Source organism: Streptomyces sp. NPDC107559 (assembly GCF_055657365.1).
Window position 1 is genome coordinate 23,881 of record NZ_JBVKBD010000029.1, and the last position, 17,234, is coordinate 41,114.

12 protein-coding genes and 4 pseudogenes are annotated in these 17,234 nt (G+C 68.3%); 8 read left to right on the forward strand and 8 right to left on the reverse strand.

The window, feature by feature from the left end; translation table 11 throughout:
• Positions 1–127 precede the first annotated feature (127 nt).
• Positions 128–3,490, forward strand: coding sequence for a phosphodiester glycosidase family protein (locus ACZ7OY_RS41900; RefSeq protein ID WP_472250767.1), 3,363 nt, complete (start codon positions 128–130; stop codon positions 3,488–3,490).
• Positions 3,491–3,577: 87 nt separating this feature from the next.
• Here the strand turns inward: ACZ7OY_RS41900 and ACZ7OY_RS41905 are convergent.
• Positions 3,578–3,940 (reverse strand): annotated as a pseudogene (locus ACZ7OY_RS41905) (YhjD/YihY/BrkB family envelope integrity protein).
• Positions 3,941–4,198: 258 nt separating this feature from the next.
• Here ACZ7OY_RS41905 and ACZ7OY_RS41910 point away from each other — a divergent pair.
• The 3 genes and pseudogenes from ACZ7OY_RS41910 to ACZ7OY_RS41920 all read left to right on the forward strand — a co-directional run bounded on the left by ACZ7OY_RS41910 (position 4,199) and on the right by ACZ7OY_RS41920 (position 6,400).
• A complete protein-coding gene (locus ACZ7OY_RS41910; RefSeq protein ID WP_472250768.1) occupies positions 4,199–4,393 on the forward strand; it encodes an SMI1/KNR4 family protein in 195 nt (64 codons plus the stop codon).
• Positions 4,394–4,539: 146 nt separating this feature from the next.
• Positions 4,540–5,736, forward strand: a pseudogene (locus ACZ7OY_RS41915) (IS3 family transposase).
• Positions 5,737–5,821: 85 nt separating this feature from the next.
• On the forward strand, positions 5,822–6,400 hold the full coding sequence (locus ACZ7OY_RS41920) for a transposase (RefSeq protein ID WP_472250769.1): 579 nt from the start codon (positions 5,822–5,824) through the stop codon (positions 6,398–6,400).
• 238 nt (positions 6,401–6,638) lie between these two features.
• Here the strand turns inward: ACZ7OY_RS41920 and ACZ7OY_RS41925 are convergent, their stop codons facing one another.
• Together ACZ7OY_RS41925 and ACZ7OY_RS41930 are read right to left on the reverse strand one after the other, a co-directional pair.
• The gene (locus tag ACZ7OY_RS41925) at positions 6,639–7,385 is read right to left on the reverse strand and encodes a class F sortase (protein ID WP_472250770.1); all 747 of its coding nucleotides are present in this window, start codon (positions 7,383–7,385) and stop codon (positions 6,639–6,641) included.
• A 97-nt stretch (positions 7,386–7,482) separates the two neighbouring features.
• Positions 7,483–8,250 (reverse strand): hypothetical protein, encoded by a 768-nt coding sequence (locus tag ACZ7OY_RS41930; protein ID WP_472250771.1) that lies wholly within the window; start codon positions 8,248–8,250, stop codon positions 7,483–7,485.
• A gap of 263 nt (positions 8,251–8,513) precedes the next feature.
• Between ACZ7OY_RS41930 and ACZ7OY_RS41935 the strand changes: the two genes are divergently transcribed.
• The 3 genes and pseudogenes from ACZ7OY_RS41935 to ACZ7OY_RS41945 form a co-directional block, all read left to right on the forward strand.
• Positions 8,514–8,846, forward strand: coding sequence for a hypothetical protein (locus tag ACZ7OY_RS41935; RefSeq protein ID WP_472250772.1), 333 nt, complete (start codon positions 8,514–8,516; stop codon positions 8,844–8,846).
• A 460-nt stretch (positions 8,847–9,306) separates the two neighbouring features.
• The gene (locus ACZ7OY_RS41940) at positions 9,307–11,085 is read left to right on the forward strand and encodes a reverse transcriptase/maturase family protein (protein WP_472250773.1); all 1,779 of its coding nucleotides are present in this window, start codon (positions 9,307–9,309) and stop codon (positions 11,083–11,085) included.
• A gap of 111 nt (positions 11,086–11,196) precedes the next feature.
• Positions 11,197–11,304 (forward strand): annotated as a pseudogene (locus ACZ7OY_RS41945) (IS5/IS1182 family transposase); the annotation flags it as partial.
• 106 nt (positions 11,305–11,410) lie between these two features.
• On the opposite strand, the gene ACZ7OY_RS41950 reads toward ACZ7OY_RS41945, so the two are convergent.
• Positions 11,411–12,691: an IS701 family transposase gene (locus ACZ7OY_RS41950; protein ID WP_472250795.1), complete on the reverse strand. Its 1,281-nt coding sequence runs from the start codon at positions 12,689–12,691 to the stop codon at positions 11,411–11,413.
• 75 nt (positions 12,692–12,766) lie between these two features.
• A pseudogene (locus tag ACZ7OY_RS41955) lies at positions 12,767–12,994 on the reverse strand (sigma factor-like helix-turn-helix DNA-binding protein); the annotation flags it as partial.
• 191 nt (positions 12,995–13,185) lie between these two features.
• On the opposite strand from ACZ7OY_RS41955, the gene ACZ7OY_RS41960 reads away from it, so the two are divergent.
• Positions 13,186–13,377, forward strand: a complete 192-nt coding sequence (locus ACZ7OY_RS41960) for a hypothetical protein (RefSeq protein ID WP_472250774.1) — start codon at positions 13,186–13,188, stop codon at positions 13,375–13,377.
• 10 nt (positions 13,378–13,387) lie between these two features.
• On the opposite strand, the gene ACZ7OY_RS41965 is transcribed toward ACZ7OY_RS41960, so the two are convergent.
• The 3 genes from ACZ7OY_RS41965 to ACZ7OY_RS41975 are packed head-to-tail and all read right to left on the reverse strand — an operon-like array spanning position 13,388 to position 17,234.
• Complete coding sequence (locus ACZ7OY_RS41965; protein WP_472250775.1) at positions 13,388–14,821, reverse strand: aminobutyraldehyde dehydrogenase; 1,434 nt, start codon at positions 14,819–14,821, stop codon at positions 13,388–13,390.
• Positions 14,814–16,133, reverse strand: a complete 1,320-nt coding sequence (locus ACZ7OY_RS41970) for a flavin monoamine oxidase family protein (RefSeq protein ID WP_472250776.1) — start codon at positions 16,131–16,133, stop codon at positions 14,814–14,816. The genes ACZ7OY_RS41965 and ACZ7OY_RS41970 overlap by 8 nt, the downstream gene beginning before the upstream one ends.
• A gap of 30 nt (positions 16,134–16,163) precedes the next feature.
• Positions 16,164–17,234, reverse strand: coding sequence for an ABC transporter ATP-binding protein (locus ACZ7OY_RS41975; protein WP_472250777.1), 1,071 nt, complete (start codon positions 17,232–17,234; stop codon positions 16,164–16,166).

Below are 17,234 nucleotides of genomic sequence, written 5' to 3' on the forward strand. Positions count from 1 at the left end.
ACCGGTGTGTATGTCCGTAGGAAAGCACGTAATGACACTTCAGACGCAGAAAACGAAGAGAACCATGGGGGCCGGCTTCCGCCGAACCGCTGTGGCGACCGCGGCGGCGATGACACTCGCGGGTGCCGTGGCCGGCGCAGGAACCGCGTTCGGTTCCGCCGAGGACACGGCCGCAGACAGCCAGGCGGCGGGCCGGAACTGGCTCCCGGACACCCCGGAGAACTGGCCGCTGGTGGTGGACCACACCCGCACGCCGGCCGAGACCGTCACCCGTGGCCTGCAGCACTACAGCGAGACGTACGACACCGTCGGCGGCCGCCAGCACATGCAGGTGCTCACGGCGGACCTCCGCGACCCGAACCTGCGTGTCGGCATGGTCGAGGCCGGTGACACCATCACCAACCCGGCAGACGAGACCCCGTCGTCGATGGCCCACCGCACCCATGCGGTGGCGGGCGTGAACGGCGACTACTTCGAGATACACGCCAGCGGCCGGCCGCTCGGCGGCGTCATGGTCAACGGTCACCTGTTGAAGAGCCCGAAGCCGGGCTTCGCCTCCCAGCTGGGCGTCAAGCCCGACGGCTCCCTGGTCATGGGCCCCGAGACCTTCTCGGGCACGATCACCGCGGGCTCCGCGACCCGCGCGCTCACCTCGGTGAACACGGTGAACGACTTGGCGTCTGGCGGAATCACCGAGGCCACGCCCGACCTCGGCGAGACCCCGGGGCTGTCCAAGCCCTCCACCCTGGTGCTCGGCCACACCGCCGACGGCGGGTTCGTCGTCGGCAGCGTGCAGACCGCGGTCACCGCCGTGCCGCGCCTCGCCGCCGACCAGCTCGGTCTGCTCGGCGCCGGCGACGGGGGGCAGTGGCTCGCCGACAACCTGCACGCGGGCGACAAGGTGGGCCTCACCACCCAGCTGTCTCCGGACAACGATGTCACACAGTTGATCAGTGGCGTCGACACCCTGGTGAAGGACGGCAAGGTCTACAAGGACCCGACCGGCACCCCGCCGGGCGGAGCCAACCCGGAGACGGCCGTCGGCATCACCAAGGACGGCAAGCACGCCATCGTCGTCGCCATCGACGGCCACGGTGGCGCCTCGACCGCCTTCGGCGTGACGGCCGACCAGGCCGCGGGCTACATGGTCGCCCACGGTGCCTACTCCGCCATGCTCTTCGACGGCGGCGGCTCCACCGGCATGGTCAGCCGCGCTCCCGGCGCCGGCCAGGCCGAGGTCGTCAACACGCCGTCCGACCTGCCCGGCAACACCGAGCGCCCGGTCGCCAACGGCATCTTCTTCTACTCCACCGCCAAGGAAGCCGGCCCCGCCGTCAAGGTCGTGGTGAACGGCGGCAAGACGGTCACCACCGTGCCCGGTGGCTCCATCCCCCTCTCCGTGTACTCGGTCGACCGGTTCCGCAACCCGGCCGCCGGCCAGGCTCGCGTGCGAGTCGAGCCCTCCAGCCTCGCCACGTACGCGGACGGCAAGCTCACCCCGCGGCGCGCCGGCTCGGGCCGGATCATCGTGTCCAACGGCAGCGCTTCCACCTCCGAGAAGCTCGAGGTCGTCAGCAAGCTCGAGTCCCTGAAGGTCTCGCCCGACAAGGCCGACCTCGACAACGGCGCCACTCAGCAGCTGACCCTGTCCGGCACCGTCAAGGGCGGCGCGGAGGTGCAGATCCCCGCCGAGGCGGCCACGTGGAAGGTCACCCCGGACAGCCTGGGCAGCGTTGACGCCCATGGCCTGTTCTCCGCGAACGCCGACAAGGGCGGTCTCGCCGAGGTGAGCGCAGAGGTCGCCGGCGCCACCAGCACCACGTCGATCGCGGTCGGCAGCGTCAGCAAGGTCATCGACCCGATCACCAGTCTCGACAACTGGCGCCTCAGCAACAACACCACCGGCAAGCCCGCCACGCTGGCCGCCGATCCCGGCGTCGTCCCGCCGGGCTCCAACGAGTCCGGGTCGCTGCGCCTCGACTACTCGATGCCGGCCGGTGCCGGCGTCAAGCAGCTGGTGATGTCGCCCCGCGTCACTCTGAAGACCGACACCAACGACGGTCAGGTCCCCACCGGTATCGGTGTGTGGATCAAGGGTGACGGCAACGGCATCGAGCTCGCCGAGAAGTACATCGGCGTCAACGGGTCGTCGACCACGCTGTACCCGACGTTCGTCACGTGGAAGGACTGGCACCTGGCGGTGGCCCAGCTTCCGGCGGGCATGCAGTTCCCGTTGACCATCAGCTTCCTCGACTTCCTGGCGATCAGCCCGAGCACCGCGTACAGCGGCTCGCTCAACGTCGCCGGACTTCAGGCACTGTATTCGCCCCGACCGGTCACGGCGCCCGCGTACCACGCGATCCCGAAGAACCCCGACTGGCTCTCCTTCGAGGAGGACTCGGCCGACTTCGCCAAGCGCGGCGCCACCCTGCTCACCGGCGACGACGCACACATGCTGGCCTCCGACCCCGGTTCGGTCAGCAGCAACGTGATGGACTCCATCGCCAAGCGGCTGTCCACCCTGAGCCCGCAGGCCCGGCCGGACGCCGCCCAGTTCCTCGGCGACATGCCCGACGACGGCAAGCTGGCGGACCTGCAGTTCGCCAAGTCCAAGATGGACGCCCTCGGCATCCCCGAGCGCGACATCGTCGGCAACCACGAGATCACCCAGGGTGCCGACGCGGAGAACGGCAACTTCAGCGACACCTTCGGTGAGACCCACTACGCCTACTCCCACGGCGCGGCGCGGTTGATCGTCACCGACAACTCGCACGGCAGCCTGCAGTCCTCGGACCCGTTCCAGGACCCGGAGGGCGCCCAGTACCCGTGGCTGGTCCAGCAGTTGACGGACACCACGGCCAAGGACGTCCTGGTCATCACCCACATGCCCGCCTACGACCCCCACCCGGCCGCGAACAGCCAGTTCACGGACCGCTGGGAGGCGAGGATGTACCTGCGTCTGGTGCAGCGCTACCAGCAGACGCACCCGCACCAGCACGTGATCATGATGTACGGCCACGCCCGCGGGTTCGCCGAGCAGATCCTCGACCCCGAGGGACAGAGCGTGACCGCCGCCGAGGGCGGCATCCCGCAGTTCACCTTCGCGGACCTCGGCATGCCCGCCTACGCTCCGGCCGACCAGGGTGGCATCTACCACTTCGGTCTCATCCGGATCGGCGACAACGGTGATCTGCAGTACAGCGTCGAGCCCTCGCTGGCGTCGATCGCCGTCAAGGCACCGAAGGACCCGATCACGCGGGGCGACCACGTCACCCTGACCGCGACCGGCGACCAGACGGCCGGCGACAACATCGCACCGCTCACCATCCCGATCGCGGACCCGGCCTCCCACGTGTGGACCTCCAGCAACCCCCGGGTTGCCTCGGTGGACCCCGCCACGGGGGCCCTGACCGCCCACCGCTCCGGCACCGTCACGATCTCGGTGACGTCCGGCGGCATCACGGGCAACGCCCAGGTCATCGTCCAGTGATCTGACCGGTACGGCGGGGTGTCCGGGCAATCCGGGCACCCCGTCGGTGTGTTGAGGGACGACCGGTTCGGCTTCCGGAGTTCAGGGTCACCGTCCGCGGGGATCGTGCGCGGAATCGGCGGGCTCTGACGCGGACGCCTCCTTGCTGAGTTCGGCCGTGAACTGGGCGCCGGGGAGCAGAGCCAGGTTGGACAGCTACAGCCAGATCAGGAAGACCACAACGCCCGCGAGGGATCCGTAGAGCCTGCTGTAGGCGCTCAGGGCGGAGGCGTAGACGGGGAAACCCGCGGAGGCGGCGAGCCACAGGCTGGCCGCCAGGGCGCCGCCGGCCAGATTGCGCTTGCGCGCCGGTACCGGTCCGGTGTGAAAGACGACGACGACCAACAGCCCCACCAGGCACAGCAGAAGGGGCCAGCGCAGCACCCGTCTCACCGTCCCGGGGGCGACCACGCCGTCATCTTCCGCGGGCTGTACGCATCCCTGTGCCCCGGCGGCGGCTACCTCCCCGATCGTCAGCCCTCCGACGTCCACCGCCTTGCGGACGCACCGGCACCTCGGGCATCACTCGAAGGAAGAGCTCCCACAAACTGTCTGGCACCAGCTGCCGCACCATCTCCATGCCAGGACAACGAGGACCCCGGCCGACCGTCGACAGGAGGGCTGCTCGATGCTGGCACGAACGATTCCCGGCAAGCATCTTCGAAGGGCATGACCGCCATGACCGACTACCTGCAGGCCGTCTCCGACATGCTCGGCCCCGGGGAGGAACGCTACGCCGACCCCGCCGCCTGGCTCAGCCTGGAGGAAGAACTCGGCAGAACGCTTCCGGCGGACTACAAACAGATCGTCGACGCCTACTTGGACTCAACCGGTCGTCGCAACACCGGCTACCTGGAGGGATAGTAGGTGCTCGTTGAGGGCCTCGGCGGGTGTCTTCCATCCGAGGGCCTTGCGGGGTCTGTTGTTGAGGGTGAGAGCGACGGTGAGGCTGATCCTTTGGTGTGGACACCCTGACAATGGATCTTGATGGTCCAGGGAGGGATGTCCAGGTGGGACGCAAGTCTCCGTATCCGGAGGAGTTCAGGAGAGACGCCGTCGCGCTCTATCGTGCTGCGGACGTACGCGGCGGTGGCTGCGGATCTCGGTATCACCGCGGAGTCGCGGATGTGGGTGCGCAAGGCCGAGGCTCAGGCCGCGCCCGGACGCCGTGACGCGGGCGGGAGCGAGGCGGAGGAGCTGGCCCGGCTGCGGGCGGAGAACGCCCGGTTGCTGAAGGCGGAGAAGGAGTGGCACCTGGAGCGCGAGATCCTGCGCCGGGCAGCCGCCTATTTCGCCCGGGAGGTGAAGTGAGCCCCTGCCGCTGGGACTTCATCTCCGAGAACCGCGCCGACTTCGGCATCAAGCGGATCTGCCGGGTGCTGAGGGCATCCCGCGCCGGCTACTACCGGCACCTGGCCACCGAGCAAGCCCGCGCCGAACGCCAGGCCGAGGAGAAGCGGACCGTGAGCGAGATCCGCGCCATCCACGTCGAGCACCATGGCGCCTACGGCGCTCCGCGCGTCCATGCCGAGCTGCGCGCGAGGGGGCGAAGGATCAACCGCAAGCGCGTCACCCGGCTGATGCGGATCAACCGCATCGTCGGCCGTCACCTGCGGAAGAAAATGCGGACGACGATCGCGGACAGGACCGCGCCGCCAGTGCCGGACCTGGTGATGCGCGACTTCACCGCGGACACGCTGGACACCAGGTGGTGCGGCGACATCACTTACATAGCCGTCGGCGGGACGTGGCTGTATCTGGCGACGGTGATCGACATCTGTTCGAGGCGGGTGGTGGGCTGGTCGATCGCCGATCACATGCGCACCTCGCTGGTCACCGACGCGATCGAAATGGCCGTGTCCGCCCGCGGCGGCCAGGTTCACGGCGTCGTTTTCCACACCGACAGGGGCGCCCAGTACAACGCGGCCGCCTTCGCCGGGGTCTGCGACCGGCATGGCATCCGGCGCAGCATGGGCCGGGTCGGTTCGAGCTACGACAATGCCCTCGCGGAGTCGTTCTTCCAGGGTCTCAAGCGCGAGTTGCTCCACGGGAGGCATTGGATCTCGAAGGCACAGACGCGGCTGGAGCTGTTCCGCTGACTGTCGTACTACAACCGGCGCCGTCGGCATTCCGCGCTCGGTTACCTCACGCCAGCCGAGTTCGAACAACAACTGATCACGTCACGTACGCTGTCACTCATCGCGTGAAACCCGGTGTCCACTCCCGGGGATCAACCTCATCCCCCAACTCGTCGAGGCTCTGGACGGGGAGTTCACAAGCCATCACGCGTTCATGGTCCAGCACTATCTGGACGAGATCGACCGTTGGAAGAGCGTCATCGCGGCTTTCGACACGCGCATCGCCGGACTGCTGACGGAACGGGAAAGCGACCTGGCGAACCTGGTCACCATTCCTGGCCTCGGTCGTCTCGCTGCGGAGATCGTCATCGCCGAGACCGGCGGTGACATGACCCAGTTCGCCTCAGCCCAACGCCTCGCGTCCTGGATCGGGGTCTGCCCCGGGCAGAACGAGTCGGCCGGGGTGAACCGGTCCGGCCGCACCCGTCCCGGGAACACGAACCTCAAACGCCTGCTCGGGATCGCCGCGATGGTCGCTATCGGGAAGAAGAACTCCTACCTCGGCGTCTTCTTCCGACGGATCGCGGCCAGACGCGGAGGCAAACGGGCCCTTGTCGCCGTGATGCACAAACTCGCCATCGCCATCTGGCACGTCCTGCACGACCGCACCCCCTACCGAGAACTCGGCGCCGACCACTTCACCCGCCGCGATCCCGAACGCGCCATGCGCCGCATGATCAAGGAAGCCAACAGCCTCGGACTGACCATCCGCTTCGAACCGATCAGCGCCTGAACCACCCGATCAAGGGGTCATTTTCGTGTCAGTCCCGCCTCCCGAGGCCGTCGACCGCAGAGGCGGGGCAGGGAGCGCTATCCCTTTATGGACGCGGCGAGCGCCGCTGGCGGCAGATCCAGGTCGGGCTGCCTTGGTGCGGAGGAGACGGGTCCTCGACGCGCCGCGGGCCGCGAGCCCCGGCACACTGACCCGCCGTACGGGACGGCGGGGTCGAGGCAGTGGGCCGGTCGATGTCTCAGGAACGTCCCGATGTGTCGAGGTGTGCGAATACGACGACGTTGGACTCGTATTCGTGGGTGCTGCGGTTGTAGGTCCCGCCGCAGGTGATCAGCCGCAGCTGGGCGGTCGGGGCGTCGGCGTAGACCCGGGCGTTGGGGAAGTGGGCCTTGCTGAACGCCTGGACCGAGTCCACCTTGAAGCGGGCGGTGATGCCGTCGGCGCGGGTGATGTCCACAGTGTTGCCCGGCTTGAGGAAGCGCAGATACACGAAGATCGCCGCGCCGGTCCTGGTGTCGACATGTCCCACCACGACCGACGTTCCTCGTTCGCCCGGTGAGGCTCCGCCCTTGTACCAGCCCGCAAGGTTCTTGTTGGTGAGGGGTGGAGTGTTCAACTGTCCCGAAGGGGTCAAGGACACGTCCGTGAACGGTGCGTTCACCCCGATCTGCGGAATCACGATCCGTTTTGGTTCCGACCGCGGCAGCGCGGGCCCCGAGGGACGTGCCATCGCATTTGGTCCCGGCAGCGGCGGGGCGACGGACGGGTGCGGTCCCGGAGGTGCGACCGAGTGCAGAGGTGTGGGCGGGGCGACGACGGCCCGTAGCTCCGGCGGCTTGGCATCAGCCGGAGGCGCCAGCGAGTGGTGGATGAGCAAGGCACCCAGGGCCACCGCCGCGGCCGGCCACAGCAGAGCAGGGCCGACATGACGCGCGGGGGCTCGGCTGGGGGTCTCATCGGGCGGGGCCTGCTGCGCGAGAGTCATTGGACAAAGGCCTGTTCATCAACTGGGGCGGCGGTCGGACATCGGCGGGCCGGCGGGACGCCGGCACCGCGACCGAACGGCACCCGGCAAGGACCGATCAGGCCCCGACAGCATCCGACGCGCTCCGGCGCCGCAGCATGTAGGCACCCGCGCCGAGACCGCCAGCCAGGAGCAGAGAGCCTGCGGCCAGGCCGTTTCCGGACTCTGCCAGCCCGCCGCCGCCGGCCTTCACGCTGCCGCTCGGGGCCTGCTGCTTCTGGTGCGACTTGCCGCCCTTCTTCCACGGGTTGCCGCCTTCCTCGGCTCCGGCGTCGCCCTCGGCTCCGGAGTCGTCCCCAGCCGCGGCCGGCGCGTCACCCTCGGACTGGTCCCCGCCGTTCGGGCCGCCCTGCGACTGCTCGTCGTCGCTCGCCGCGTTGTCGTCGCCGTGCGGCTTGTCGCCCTTCTTCTTCCACGGGTTGCCGCCGTCGTCGGCCAGAGCCATGGCCAGGGCACCGCCGCCGGCCTTCACACCGCCGCTCGGGGCCTGCTGCTGCTCGTGCGACTTGCCGCCCTTCTTCTTCCACGGGTTGCCGCCTTCCTCGGCTCCGGACTCGTCCCCTCCCATGTCCGGGGCGCCACCGTCGGCCTGCGCGCCATCGTCCTCCTGCGCGCCACCCTCGACCTGAGACCCCCCGCCCTCCCCGTTCTCCCCCGACGACTTGTGGTCGTGCTCCTTTCCGTGCTCCTTGCCGTGGCTGCCGTGGGAATTACCGCCGTCCGACGCCCGAAGTCCGACCAGCGACACGGCATGCGCGGCGGGAGCGGAGAGCGCGACGGCCGCGGCAACCGCCGCGGAGGCGAACATTGTCCGGGTCACTCGCATCAGAGGTAGTCCTTTCGCCGCCACCGCGAGGGCCGGCACCACGCCGGCACAGCGGAATCGCAGCAGCAACGTGACAACACTCAACCGACTGGCGCCCCTCACCACCGAAGGACACGGCCCAACGACCCAACCCGTACGCCGTTCGAGTGCCTTTAAGCCTAAAATCAACCCGGGCGGCAGCATCCCGTCAGCACCAGCGAGCAGTGGCATTTCCGGGGTGCGAGTGCGCGTTCCGGTACCGATCGTCGCAGGCGCATCCCCTGATGACGCCGCATCAGGCCTTCCGGCCGTTGCTCCACACCTTGGCACTCGCGCAAGAACGCGGGCTTCCGGTCCGTGACGGGATCTGGTCGACGATCGCCGCGGCCATTGCTCCCCAGGAAACGGCAATCATCGACAGGGCGATCAGTGACCTGACCGCAGAGGCCACGCCGTACCTGATGCTCGACACCGAAGCCGAGCAGACCGTCTACCGTCTCGCCCACCGAACCTTTACCGCCGACGCAACATCGTCGAGCGCTGCTTGTGCGCCACGAGGCGCCTTGTTGTATCCCCGGCTCAGCCGGGAGGAATTGGAGGGATATTCCTGGGCCTGATGGCTCACCTGGATCCGAAAGGTGAAGGGGACCGGAGCATGCCAGAGAATCAGTGACCGGGCTCAGTTGCCAGGGACGGTGCGCTGAGGGGCCCGCGTGATAAGGCGAAAGCTGGATTGCCTGAACCCCAATCTCCAGTCGATGAAAGTTCGCATCCATCGGAAAGGCTACTGAAACCGATGCCATGTCCTGTGGCGGCTTTGATGCATGGCCGACATACCTTCCGTGACATGGGGCGATGTCCAGTGATGACATTGAAGGAGATGAGTGGGGCGCCTACGTCACGCTATGACGTACAACAAGGACGAACGTGGGATCGCCTACGGGGTGCGAACCCTAGGGCGACGGAGTGCCAGTAGTAGTCGCAGGAGTAACGACCTGCCGAGGAGAGTGGGAAAGCCGCTCGCAGGGCGAAGGGGCACAGGTGACAGGATGCGAATGAGACCGGGAGGTATGCGAAATGCAGAGTGCCGACACGGTGTTGGGCATCCTTCGTGAGCGCGGCAGACGTGGTCTGCCATGTAGTGAGCTGTATCGGCAAATGTTCAACCCGCAGTTGTACCTGGTGGCTTACGGTCGCATCTACCCCAACAAAGGGGCGATGACGCCGGGAGTCTCGCAAGAAACCGTGGACGGCATGTCTCTGGGCAAGGTAGGTCGCATCATCGATGCGATGCGTCACGAGCGCTACCGGTTTAGCCCAGTAAAGCGAGTCAACATTCCCAAGAAGAATGGGAAGACCCGGCCGCTTGGACTGCCGACCTGGTCGGACAAGCTCGTCGGCGAGGTGATGCGTCTCCTTCTGGAGGCATACTTCGAGCCGCAGTTCTCCGACCGGTCCCACGGGTTCCGACCCAAACGGGGCTGTCACACCGCCTTGACGGAGGTGGGCAATACCTGGACGGGTACGACCTGGTTCATCGAAGGTGATATCTCTGACTGCTTCGGCTCGATCGACCATCAAGTCGTTATCGAGACGCTGGCAGAACGGATTCACGATGGCCGGTTTCTTCGGCTCGTGAGCAACATGCTTGAGGCCGGGTACATGGAAGACTGGACCTGGGGAGCCACGCTCAGCGGGGCACCTCAAGGCGGAGTACTCTCTCCGCTGCTGTCCAATATCTACCTGCACCGACTGGACAGCTTTGTCGAGAAGGTTCTGATTCCGAACAACACCCGAGGGCGGAGCAGGGCACGCAACCCTGCCTACCTGGAGGTGGTCAACGCGATCGCGCGCGCTCGCAGGCGGGGAGATCGGGCTGAAGTCCGGTCACTTCGCAAGCAGCAGCGCAGTATCCCCAGCGTGGATCCGAACGATCCAGGCTTCCGGAGACTGCGCTATGTGCGATACGCCGATGACACCCTTCTTGGGTTCATCGGGCCGAGATCCGAGGCCGAGAAGATCAAGCGGCGCCTCGCGGTATTCCTTCGTGAAGACCTCAAGTTGGAATTATCGCCAGAGAAGACGCTGATCACCCATGCCCGTAAGGGCGCGGCATCGTTCCTCGGATACGAGATCACCGTGCAGCACAACGACAGGCAGGCAACCCGAGGCCGCAGGACGGCTAACGGTTCGATTGCTCTACGTGTGCCAGCAAAGGTGATCCGAGACAAGGCAGCCCTATACCTCAGTCGCGGAAAACCCGCGCACCGGCCCCAACTCTTGAACGACGACGACTACACCATCGTCAACGTCTACGGGGCCGAATACCGGGGCATCGTCCAGTACTACCTCCTGGCCGGCAACGTATGTCGATTGCATCGGCTGCGTTGGGCCATGGAAACCTCGTTGCTCAAGACACTGGCAGCGAAGCATCGCTCGACGGTGTCCAAGATGGCGGCCCGTTACAAGGCCAAGATCGAGACACCGAATGGGCCCCGCACATGCTTCGAAGCCAAGGTCCGCCGCAGCACAGGCAGGAAGCCACTGGTCGCACGATTCGGCGGAATCTCACTGACGCGACAGAAGGCAGCGGTCCTCACGGACCGTCAAGCGGCCAACCCCCACCCCAGAAAAGCGCTGATTACCCGGCTCTTGAAGGGGAAGTGCGAGCTATGCGGGACGTCGGAAGACGTGCGGGTGCATCACATCCGAAAACTCGCTGACCTCGACAGGGTGGAGCCGCCTACCGAATGGCATCAGGCCATGGTGAAGAAACGGCGCAAGACTCTGGTTGTCTGCGTCGGCTGCCATGACACGATCCACTCAGGAAAGCCAACCGGTAGCGTCACGAAATAGGTCACTGGAGAGCCCGTTACGGGGAAACTCGTACGGCGGGTTCGGAGGGGGGCCGTGCGGAAAAGGGCCTGCACATGGCAGGTACCTCGTCGCGCGGCCTACCCAACCAACAGACTCAAAGGCTTCCGCGGCATCGCCACCAGGTATGACAAGACCGCCACCTCCTACGAGGCAGCGGTCAGTCTCGCGTCATTCCTGCTCTGGGCAAGATCCGTTTGAAGACGGACCCTAGTAGGACTCCGTTAGGTCTATCTCGATCTTGGAGTCGTGTGTGTTCTGGCTGGCAGGGTTTGGTTGCAGGTGGTGCAGACACCGGTCCAGCACCTCAAGACGTCCTGGAGAGCGTCGAGGACTTGGTAGAGGGTGAGACCGGTGCGGGCGCTTTTGGGGCCAGGCGCTGTTCGGTGAGGAAGGCGTGGGCGGCGGTCACGAGGGTGACGTGGTGGTGCCAGCCGGGCCAGGACCGGCCCTCGAAGTGGTCCAGGCCCAGGCCGTGTTTGAGTTCGCGGTAGTCGTGCTCGATGCGCCAGCGGACCTTGGCCAGACGGACCAGGTCGGTGACCGGTGTGTCGGCAGGCAGGTTGGACAGCCAGTAATCGGTTGGCGCCTCGGCGCCCGTGGGCCATTCGATCAGCAGCCAGCAGTCGGGCAGGATCCCGTCCCACCAGCCCTGTCCGGCGGAGGCGGCCGTTTTGATCGGACGCTCGACGGCCTTGCCGGCCGGGCGGACGCGCACGGCTGCGAAGCGGGAGCGTAACGCCCCGCGTGACCCGTTCCGCCAGGTGAGAGGGGTGAATGCCGCTTGCCCGAGGCCGGTGGCCAGGGCTGCCAGCGACGGTGCGGCCTGCCGGTAACGCGGCTGGGGCCAGCAGCCGATGGGCCCGTTGCGGGGCGGCGCCACGGGTGTCGCGTCGAAGGGGTGGGCGCTGACATCCGAGCGGACCGCCAGGACGTAGGCCAGTCCCCGCTCGGACAGCGCGGTCCGCAGGTGGGCGTTGGTGCCGTAGGCGGCGTCGGCCACCACGACCGGCGGTGTCATGCCCCAGGAGGCGAGAGTGTCGAGCATGTCCAGGGCCAGGCGCCATTTCTCGCGGTGTGTGACCTCGGGCGGGGTGCGGGTGAGGGCCCGGCGCCCGGTGTCCGAGGCCCACTCCTTTGGCAGGAACAGGCGCCACTGCAACGGGCAGGAGGCGGCGTCGGTCGCGGCGTGGATACTGACCGCAACCTGGCAGTTGGCCCGTTTGCCCAGGGCCCCGCAGTACTGCGGAGCCACCGCGACCGACATCCTCCCGTCCTTGGGCACCGACACATCGTCGATCACCCAGGCCACCGGGTTGATCAACGGCAGCATCCGCTCGCAGATCCGCCGCTGCACCGGCACGGGATCCCAGGTCGACTGGTTCACGAACTGCTGCAGGTTCTGCTCGTTGCCGTCCGGCAACCGAGCTGCCATCGCCTGGATCGACTTGCGGCGGCCGTCCAGCATCAGTCCCCGCAGGTAGCAGTCGCCCTTGGCCCGCTGGTCCTTGCGCGGCACCGACGCGAACACATCAGCGACGTATAACGCCAACATCGCCCGGACACGGTTCACTTCATGTGCGTCCACACACCCAACATGCTCTTGATCAGCACAGATAGGAAGACCTAACGGAGTCCTACTAGCTGCGGCCCGGCGGCCTCTCTGCCGGTGAGCTCGGACGGTCGCGGGTTCCAGTTCCAGCTGCTCGGCGATCTCAACGGTAGTGAACCCATCAAAATCCAAGGCCAGCACCTGTGCTTGGCGGGGAGGCAGAGATCTCAGTATCTGCAACGCCTCCTGTTCGGCTTCGAGTTTCGTGAGCACATCGGGCTTCGGTACCAAGGACGTAGGCTCTGGCAACTCTTCGGGGCATCGCGCGGCCGAACACATCCGCGGTTCACCCTGGCCGAACTCACCAGGGGCGTACTCTCTTCGAGGGGATGCAGCCGGGGGGAGGCCTCGGCCGCCAAGAGCCGATCATGGCCTCTTGCGCGCCGACCGGGGCCGGCACCACGCGGAACTCATCCTGATCGCGAACCTGGGACGATCAGCGGGACCGCACGAACGCAGAGGTGGGGGAAATGGTCGTTGTACTGCTGCTGGGTGTGCTGGCACTCGTCGTGGGCGGATGTGTCTGTGTCTTCTGGGCCGAGCGCGGCGGACCGCGCTGGGCCCGCGTCGTGGCGACCGTGACGCTCACCCTGGGCGAGCTGCTGGACACCGCCGGCAAGAGCAGGCGGCGCCACGCGAACCGGTCGGGCGACGACGGGTGAGGGCGGCCCGTCACAACATGACGTGCTTGACCTGCGTGTAGTCGAGCAGCCCGGTGAGCGACAGATCGCTGCCGTGACCGGAGTGCCGTACGCCTCCGTGCGGCATCTCCGACACCGTGGTGCCGTGGGTGTTGACCCAGATGATCCCGGTACGCAGGGCGCGGCTCGCGCGCATGGCCCGGTCGTGATCGCGTGTCCAGACGCTGGCGGCGAGTCCCTGCGGTACGGCGTTGGCCAGTTCGAAGGCCTCGGACTCGTCGGTGAACGGCTGGACCGTCACGACCGGACCGAACACCTCGCTCTGCACGATCTCGTCGTCCTGGCGCACCCCCGCGACCACCGTGGCCTGGTGGAAGTACCCGGGCCGGTCCAGCTGCGCGCCTCCCGTGACGACCTCGGCATGGTCGGGCAGGGTCTCCAGCAGACGGCGTACGGAGGCGAGCTGGGCCGCGTTGTTGAGCGGGCCGAAGTCGGCGTCCGGGTCGTCGGGGCCGCCGGGGACCTGCTGGGCGGCCCGTTCGGCGAAGGCGTCGAGGAAGGCGTCGTGGATCCGGTGGTGGACCAGGACCCTGGTGGCGGCGGTGCAGTCCTGGCCGGCGTTGTAGAAGGCCAGCGACGGCAGCTGTCCTACGGCGTCGTCCAGGTCGGCGTCCTCGTGGATCAGCACGGGCGCGTTGCCGCCGAGCTCCAGGTGGAGCCGTTTGAGGTCGGCGGCCGCGGCCGCGGCGATCTGCTGTCCGGCGCGGACGCTCCCGGTGAGGGCGACGAGCCGCACGGCGGGATGGGCGACCAGCAGGCGGCCGGTGTCACGGTCGCCGCAGACGACGTTGAGCACACCGGGCGGCAGGTGCTCGGCGGCCAGCCGGGCCAGGAGCGTGGCGGAGGAGGGCGTGCTGTCGGACGGTTTGAGGACGACGGTGTTGCCGGCGGCGAGCGCGGGGGCGATCTTCCACACGGCCATCATCAGCGGGTAGTTCCACGGGGTGATCTGCGCGCAGACGCCGATGGGTTCCCGGCGCAGCACGGAGGTGCGGCCGGGGGTGTACTCGGCGGCCGCGGCGCCGGGCAGGTTGCGCGCGGCGCCGGCGAAGTAGCGCAGCACGTCGGCGATCGCGGGCAGTTCGTCGGCGAGGAAGAGGGCACGGGGTTTGCCGGTGTCGGCGACCTCGGCGCTCGCCACGGCGTCGGCGTGCCGCTCCAGCGCGTCGGCGATGCGCAGCAGCGCGCCCTGGCGCTGCTGCGGGGTGGTGGCCGACCACACGTGCTGGGCGTTCTCGGCCGCGCGGCAGGCGTCGTCGACGTCGTCGGTGCCGGAGAGCGGAGCGGTGCCGTGGAGGCGTCCGGTGGCCGGGTCGATCAGGCGCAGGGTGGCGCCCGACGCGGCGGGTGTCTCCTTGCCGCCGATGTGGTTGAGGACGGTTGCCGGGCGGGCGTTGTCAGCCACGGAGCAGTGCCTCCTTCGCTGCGGCGCGGCCGGTGCGGACGGCGCCTTCCATGTATCCGGCGACCCACTGGTCGGATCCGCAGACGTAGAACGGGGGTTCGTGGGTGCCGTGCGACGGACCCACGGCCATCACCTCGCCCGGCGGCCACTGGGTGACGTAGCCCTGTGTCCAGGGGTCGCTGCCCCACAGCCGCAGGTAGCAGGCGAGCGGTCGGCGGGCCTCGTCGCCGTACAGGCCGGCGATCTCGGCGAGCAGTTCGGGGGTGCGCAGCTGGGGCGGGGTGCCCAGCAGGACGCCGTAGCGCTCCGGCGGGACCAGTGCGGACAGGACGCCTTCGTTCTGGGGCCAGGTGCTGCCGAGGACGCCCTCGGACTCGGAGAGGCCGTTCAGATCGTCCGCGCGCCAGAAGGGACGGTCGTAGACGGCGGCGAACTTGGCCGCCGTCGCCTGCCGTTGCCGCTGCAGGGAGGCGAGGCGCGCCTCGCTCACGCCGCTGACGGCGACGGACCGCAGCGGTCCCACGGGCAGGGCGCTCACAACGGCCCCGGCGGTGAGGACCTCGCCGGTGACAAGGCGGACGGTGCAGCGGCCGGGGCGTATGTCGAGGGCGGCGACCGGTGAGCCGAGGCGGACGCGCGGGCCGAGTTCGCGGCCCATCACCTCGGCCAGGGTCGCCGAGCCCTCGGCGAGCCGCAGCCCTTCCCAGTCGTCGTAGTCGTAGTCGCCCGGGCCGGACGCGGGAACGGCGGCGCTCTTGCGCAGTGCGGCCAGCAGGGAGATCCGCTCGTAGGAGCCTCCGGCGAGGGCCAGCTGGCCGATCTCCCACAGGCGGACGACGGCGGGGGTGGCGTGCCGTGAGCGAAGCCAGGCGCCCACGGACAGCCGGTCCAGGGCGGCCGCGTCCGGGTGCGACCAAGGGGCGCCGGGGTCGACGGTGGCGGCCAGGGCGGCGAACTCTGCGCCGAGCCGGGCGTGAAGGGCCGCGTCGCCGTGGCCGAACCAGTGCGGCGGTTCACCGGCCGAGCTGCCCTCCGGCGTGGCGCGGACCATCCGGCCGGGCTCGGCCACGTAGCTGGGCACCAGCTTCAGTCCCAGTTCCGCGGCGAGGTCGAGGTAGGCGGTGTGGGCGCGGCCGACGACCTCCCCGCCGAGCTGGACGGTGCGGCCGTCGGGAAGGCGGGCCTGTTCGACCCGGCCGCCGACCCGGTCCCTGGCCTCCAGGACGAGCACGTCGGTGCCGGCGGCGGCCAGGTCCCGGGCGGCGGCGAGCCCGGCCAGCCCGGCGCCGAGAACGATCACGTCGTGATGCATCGGTTTCGCTTTCAGATCGAGTGGGGGCGGTCAGGCGAGGACGAGGCAGTGCTCGGGCCGCCAGCCGAACTCGACCGTCTCGCCGCCGCTCCAGCGGTCCTCCATGCGGGCGCGCGCCGTGTTCTGCTCCAGCACGGACAGGGTGACGCCGGGCGCGAGTTCAATCAGATAGGTGGTGGTGGGGCCGCTGTAGACGGTCTCGCGGATGACTCCGCGCAGCACCGGCATGCCCGGTTCGAAGTCGGACAGCCAGACCTTCTCGGGGCGTACGGAGACACTGACCGAGGTTCCGTCGGCGATGGCGGCTCGGGGGCCGACGGGCAGGGCGGGTCCCTGGTCGAGGGTGACCTCGCCGCCGCGGTAGGTCCCGGTCATCAGGTTGGAGGTGCCCATGAAGGAGGCGACGAAGCGGCTGGCGGGGTGCTCGTACACGTCCTCGGGGGTGCCGCACTGCTCGACGCGGCCCTCGTTCATGACACAGATCCGGTCCGACATGGTCAGTGCCTCGTCCTGGTCGTGAGTGACGAAGACGAAGGTGATGCCGACCTCGCGCTGGATCTGCTTGAGCTCCACCTGCATCTGGCGGCGCAGCTTCAGGTCGAGGGCCGCGAGCGGTTCGTCGAGCAGGAGGACGGCCGGCCGGTTGACCAGGGCGCGGGCGAGGGCGACGCGCTGGCGCTGGCCGCCGGAGAGGGTGCGGGGCTTGCGCCCGGCGAAGCCGTCGAGCTGGACCAGTTCCAGCATCTCGCCGACGCGGCGCCGGGTCTCCGCCTTCTCGACGCCCTTGCGCTTGAGGCCGAAGGCGACGTTGTCGGCGATGCTGAGGTGGTCGAACAGCGCGTAGCTCTGGAAGACGGTGTTGACGTTGCGCTTGTTCGGCGGCAGCGCGGTCACGTCTTCGCCCGCGAGCAGCACCGATCCCTCCGTGGGATCGGTGAAGCCGCCGATCATGCGCAGTGAGGTGGTCTTGCCGCAGCCGGAGGGGCCGAGCAGGGAGAAGAAGAGGCCGGCCTCGATGTCGAGGTTCAGGTCGCGGACGGCGTAGGTGTCCGCGAACCGCTTGGAGACGCCGGTGAGGCGGACGGCGTGGGTCTCGTCCAT

What these genes read in the sequence shown, in the direction of transcription:
- ACZ7OY_RS41910 (WP_472250768.1), top strand. Translation starts at nt 4,199, where the DNA reads ATGACCGCCATGACCGACTACCTGCAGGCCGTCTCCGACATGCTCGGC.
- ACZ7OY_RS41920 (WP_472250769.1), top strand. Translation starts at nt 5,822, where the DNA reads ATGGTCCAGCACTATCTGGACGAGATCGACCGTTGGAAGAGCGTCATC.
- ACZ7OY_RS41925 (WP_472250770.1), bottom strand. Translation starts at nt 7,385, where the DNA reads ATGACTCTCGCGCAGCAGGCCCCGCCCGATGAGACCCCCAGCCGAGCC.
- ACZ7OY_RS41930 (WP_472250771.1), bottom strand. Translation starts at nt 8,250, where the DNA reads ATGCGAGTGACCCGGACAATGTTCGCCTCCGCGGCGGTTGCCGCGGCC.
- ACZ7OY_RS41935 (WP_472250772.1), top strand. Translation starts at nt 8,514, where the DNA reads ATGACGCCGCATCAGGCCTTCCGGCCGTTGCTCCACACCTTGGCACTC.
- ACZ7OY_RS41940 (WP_472250773.1), top strand. Translation starts at nt 9,307, where the DNA reads ATGCAGAGTGCCGACACGGTGTTGGGCATCCTTCGTGAGCGCGGCAGA.
- ACZ7OY_RS41960 (WP_472250774.1), top strand. Translation starts at nt 13,186, where the DNA reads ATGGTCGTTGTACTGCTGCTGGGTGTGCTGGCACTCGTCGTGGGCGGA.
- ACZ7OY_RS41970 (WP_472250776.1), bottom strand. Translation starts at nt 16,133, where the DNA reads ATGCATCACGACGTGATCGTTCTCGGCGCCGGGCTGGCCGGGCTCGCC.
- ACZ7OY_RS41975 (WP_472250777.1), bottom strand. Translation starts at nt 17,234, where the DNA reads ATGGACGAGACCCACGCCGTCCGCCTCACCGGCGTCTCCAAGCGGTTC.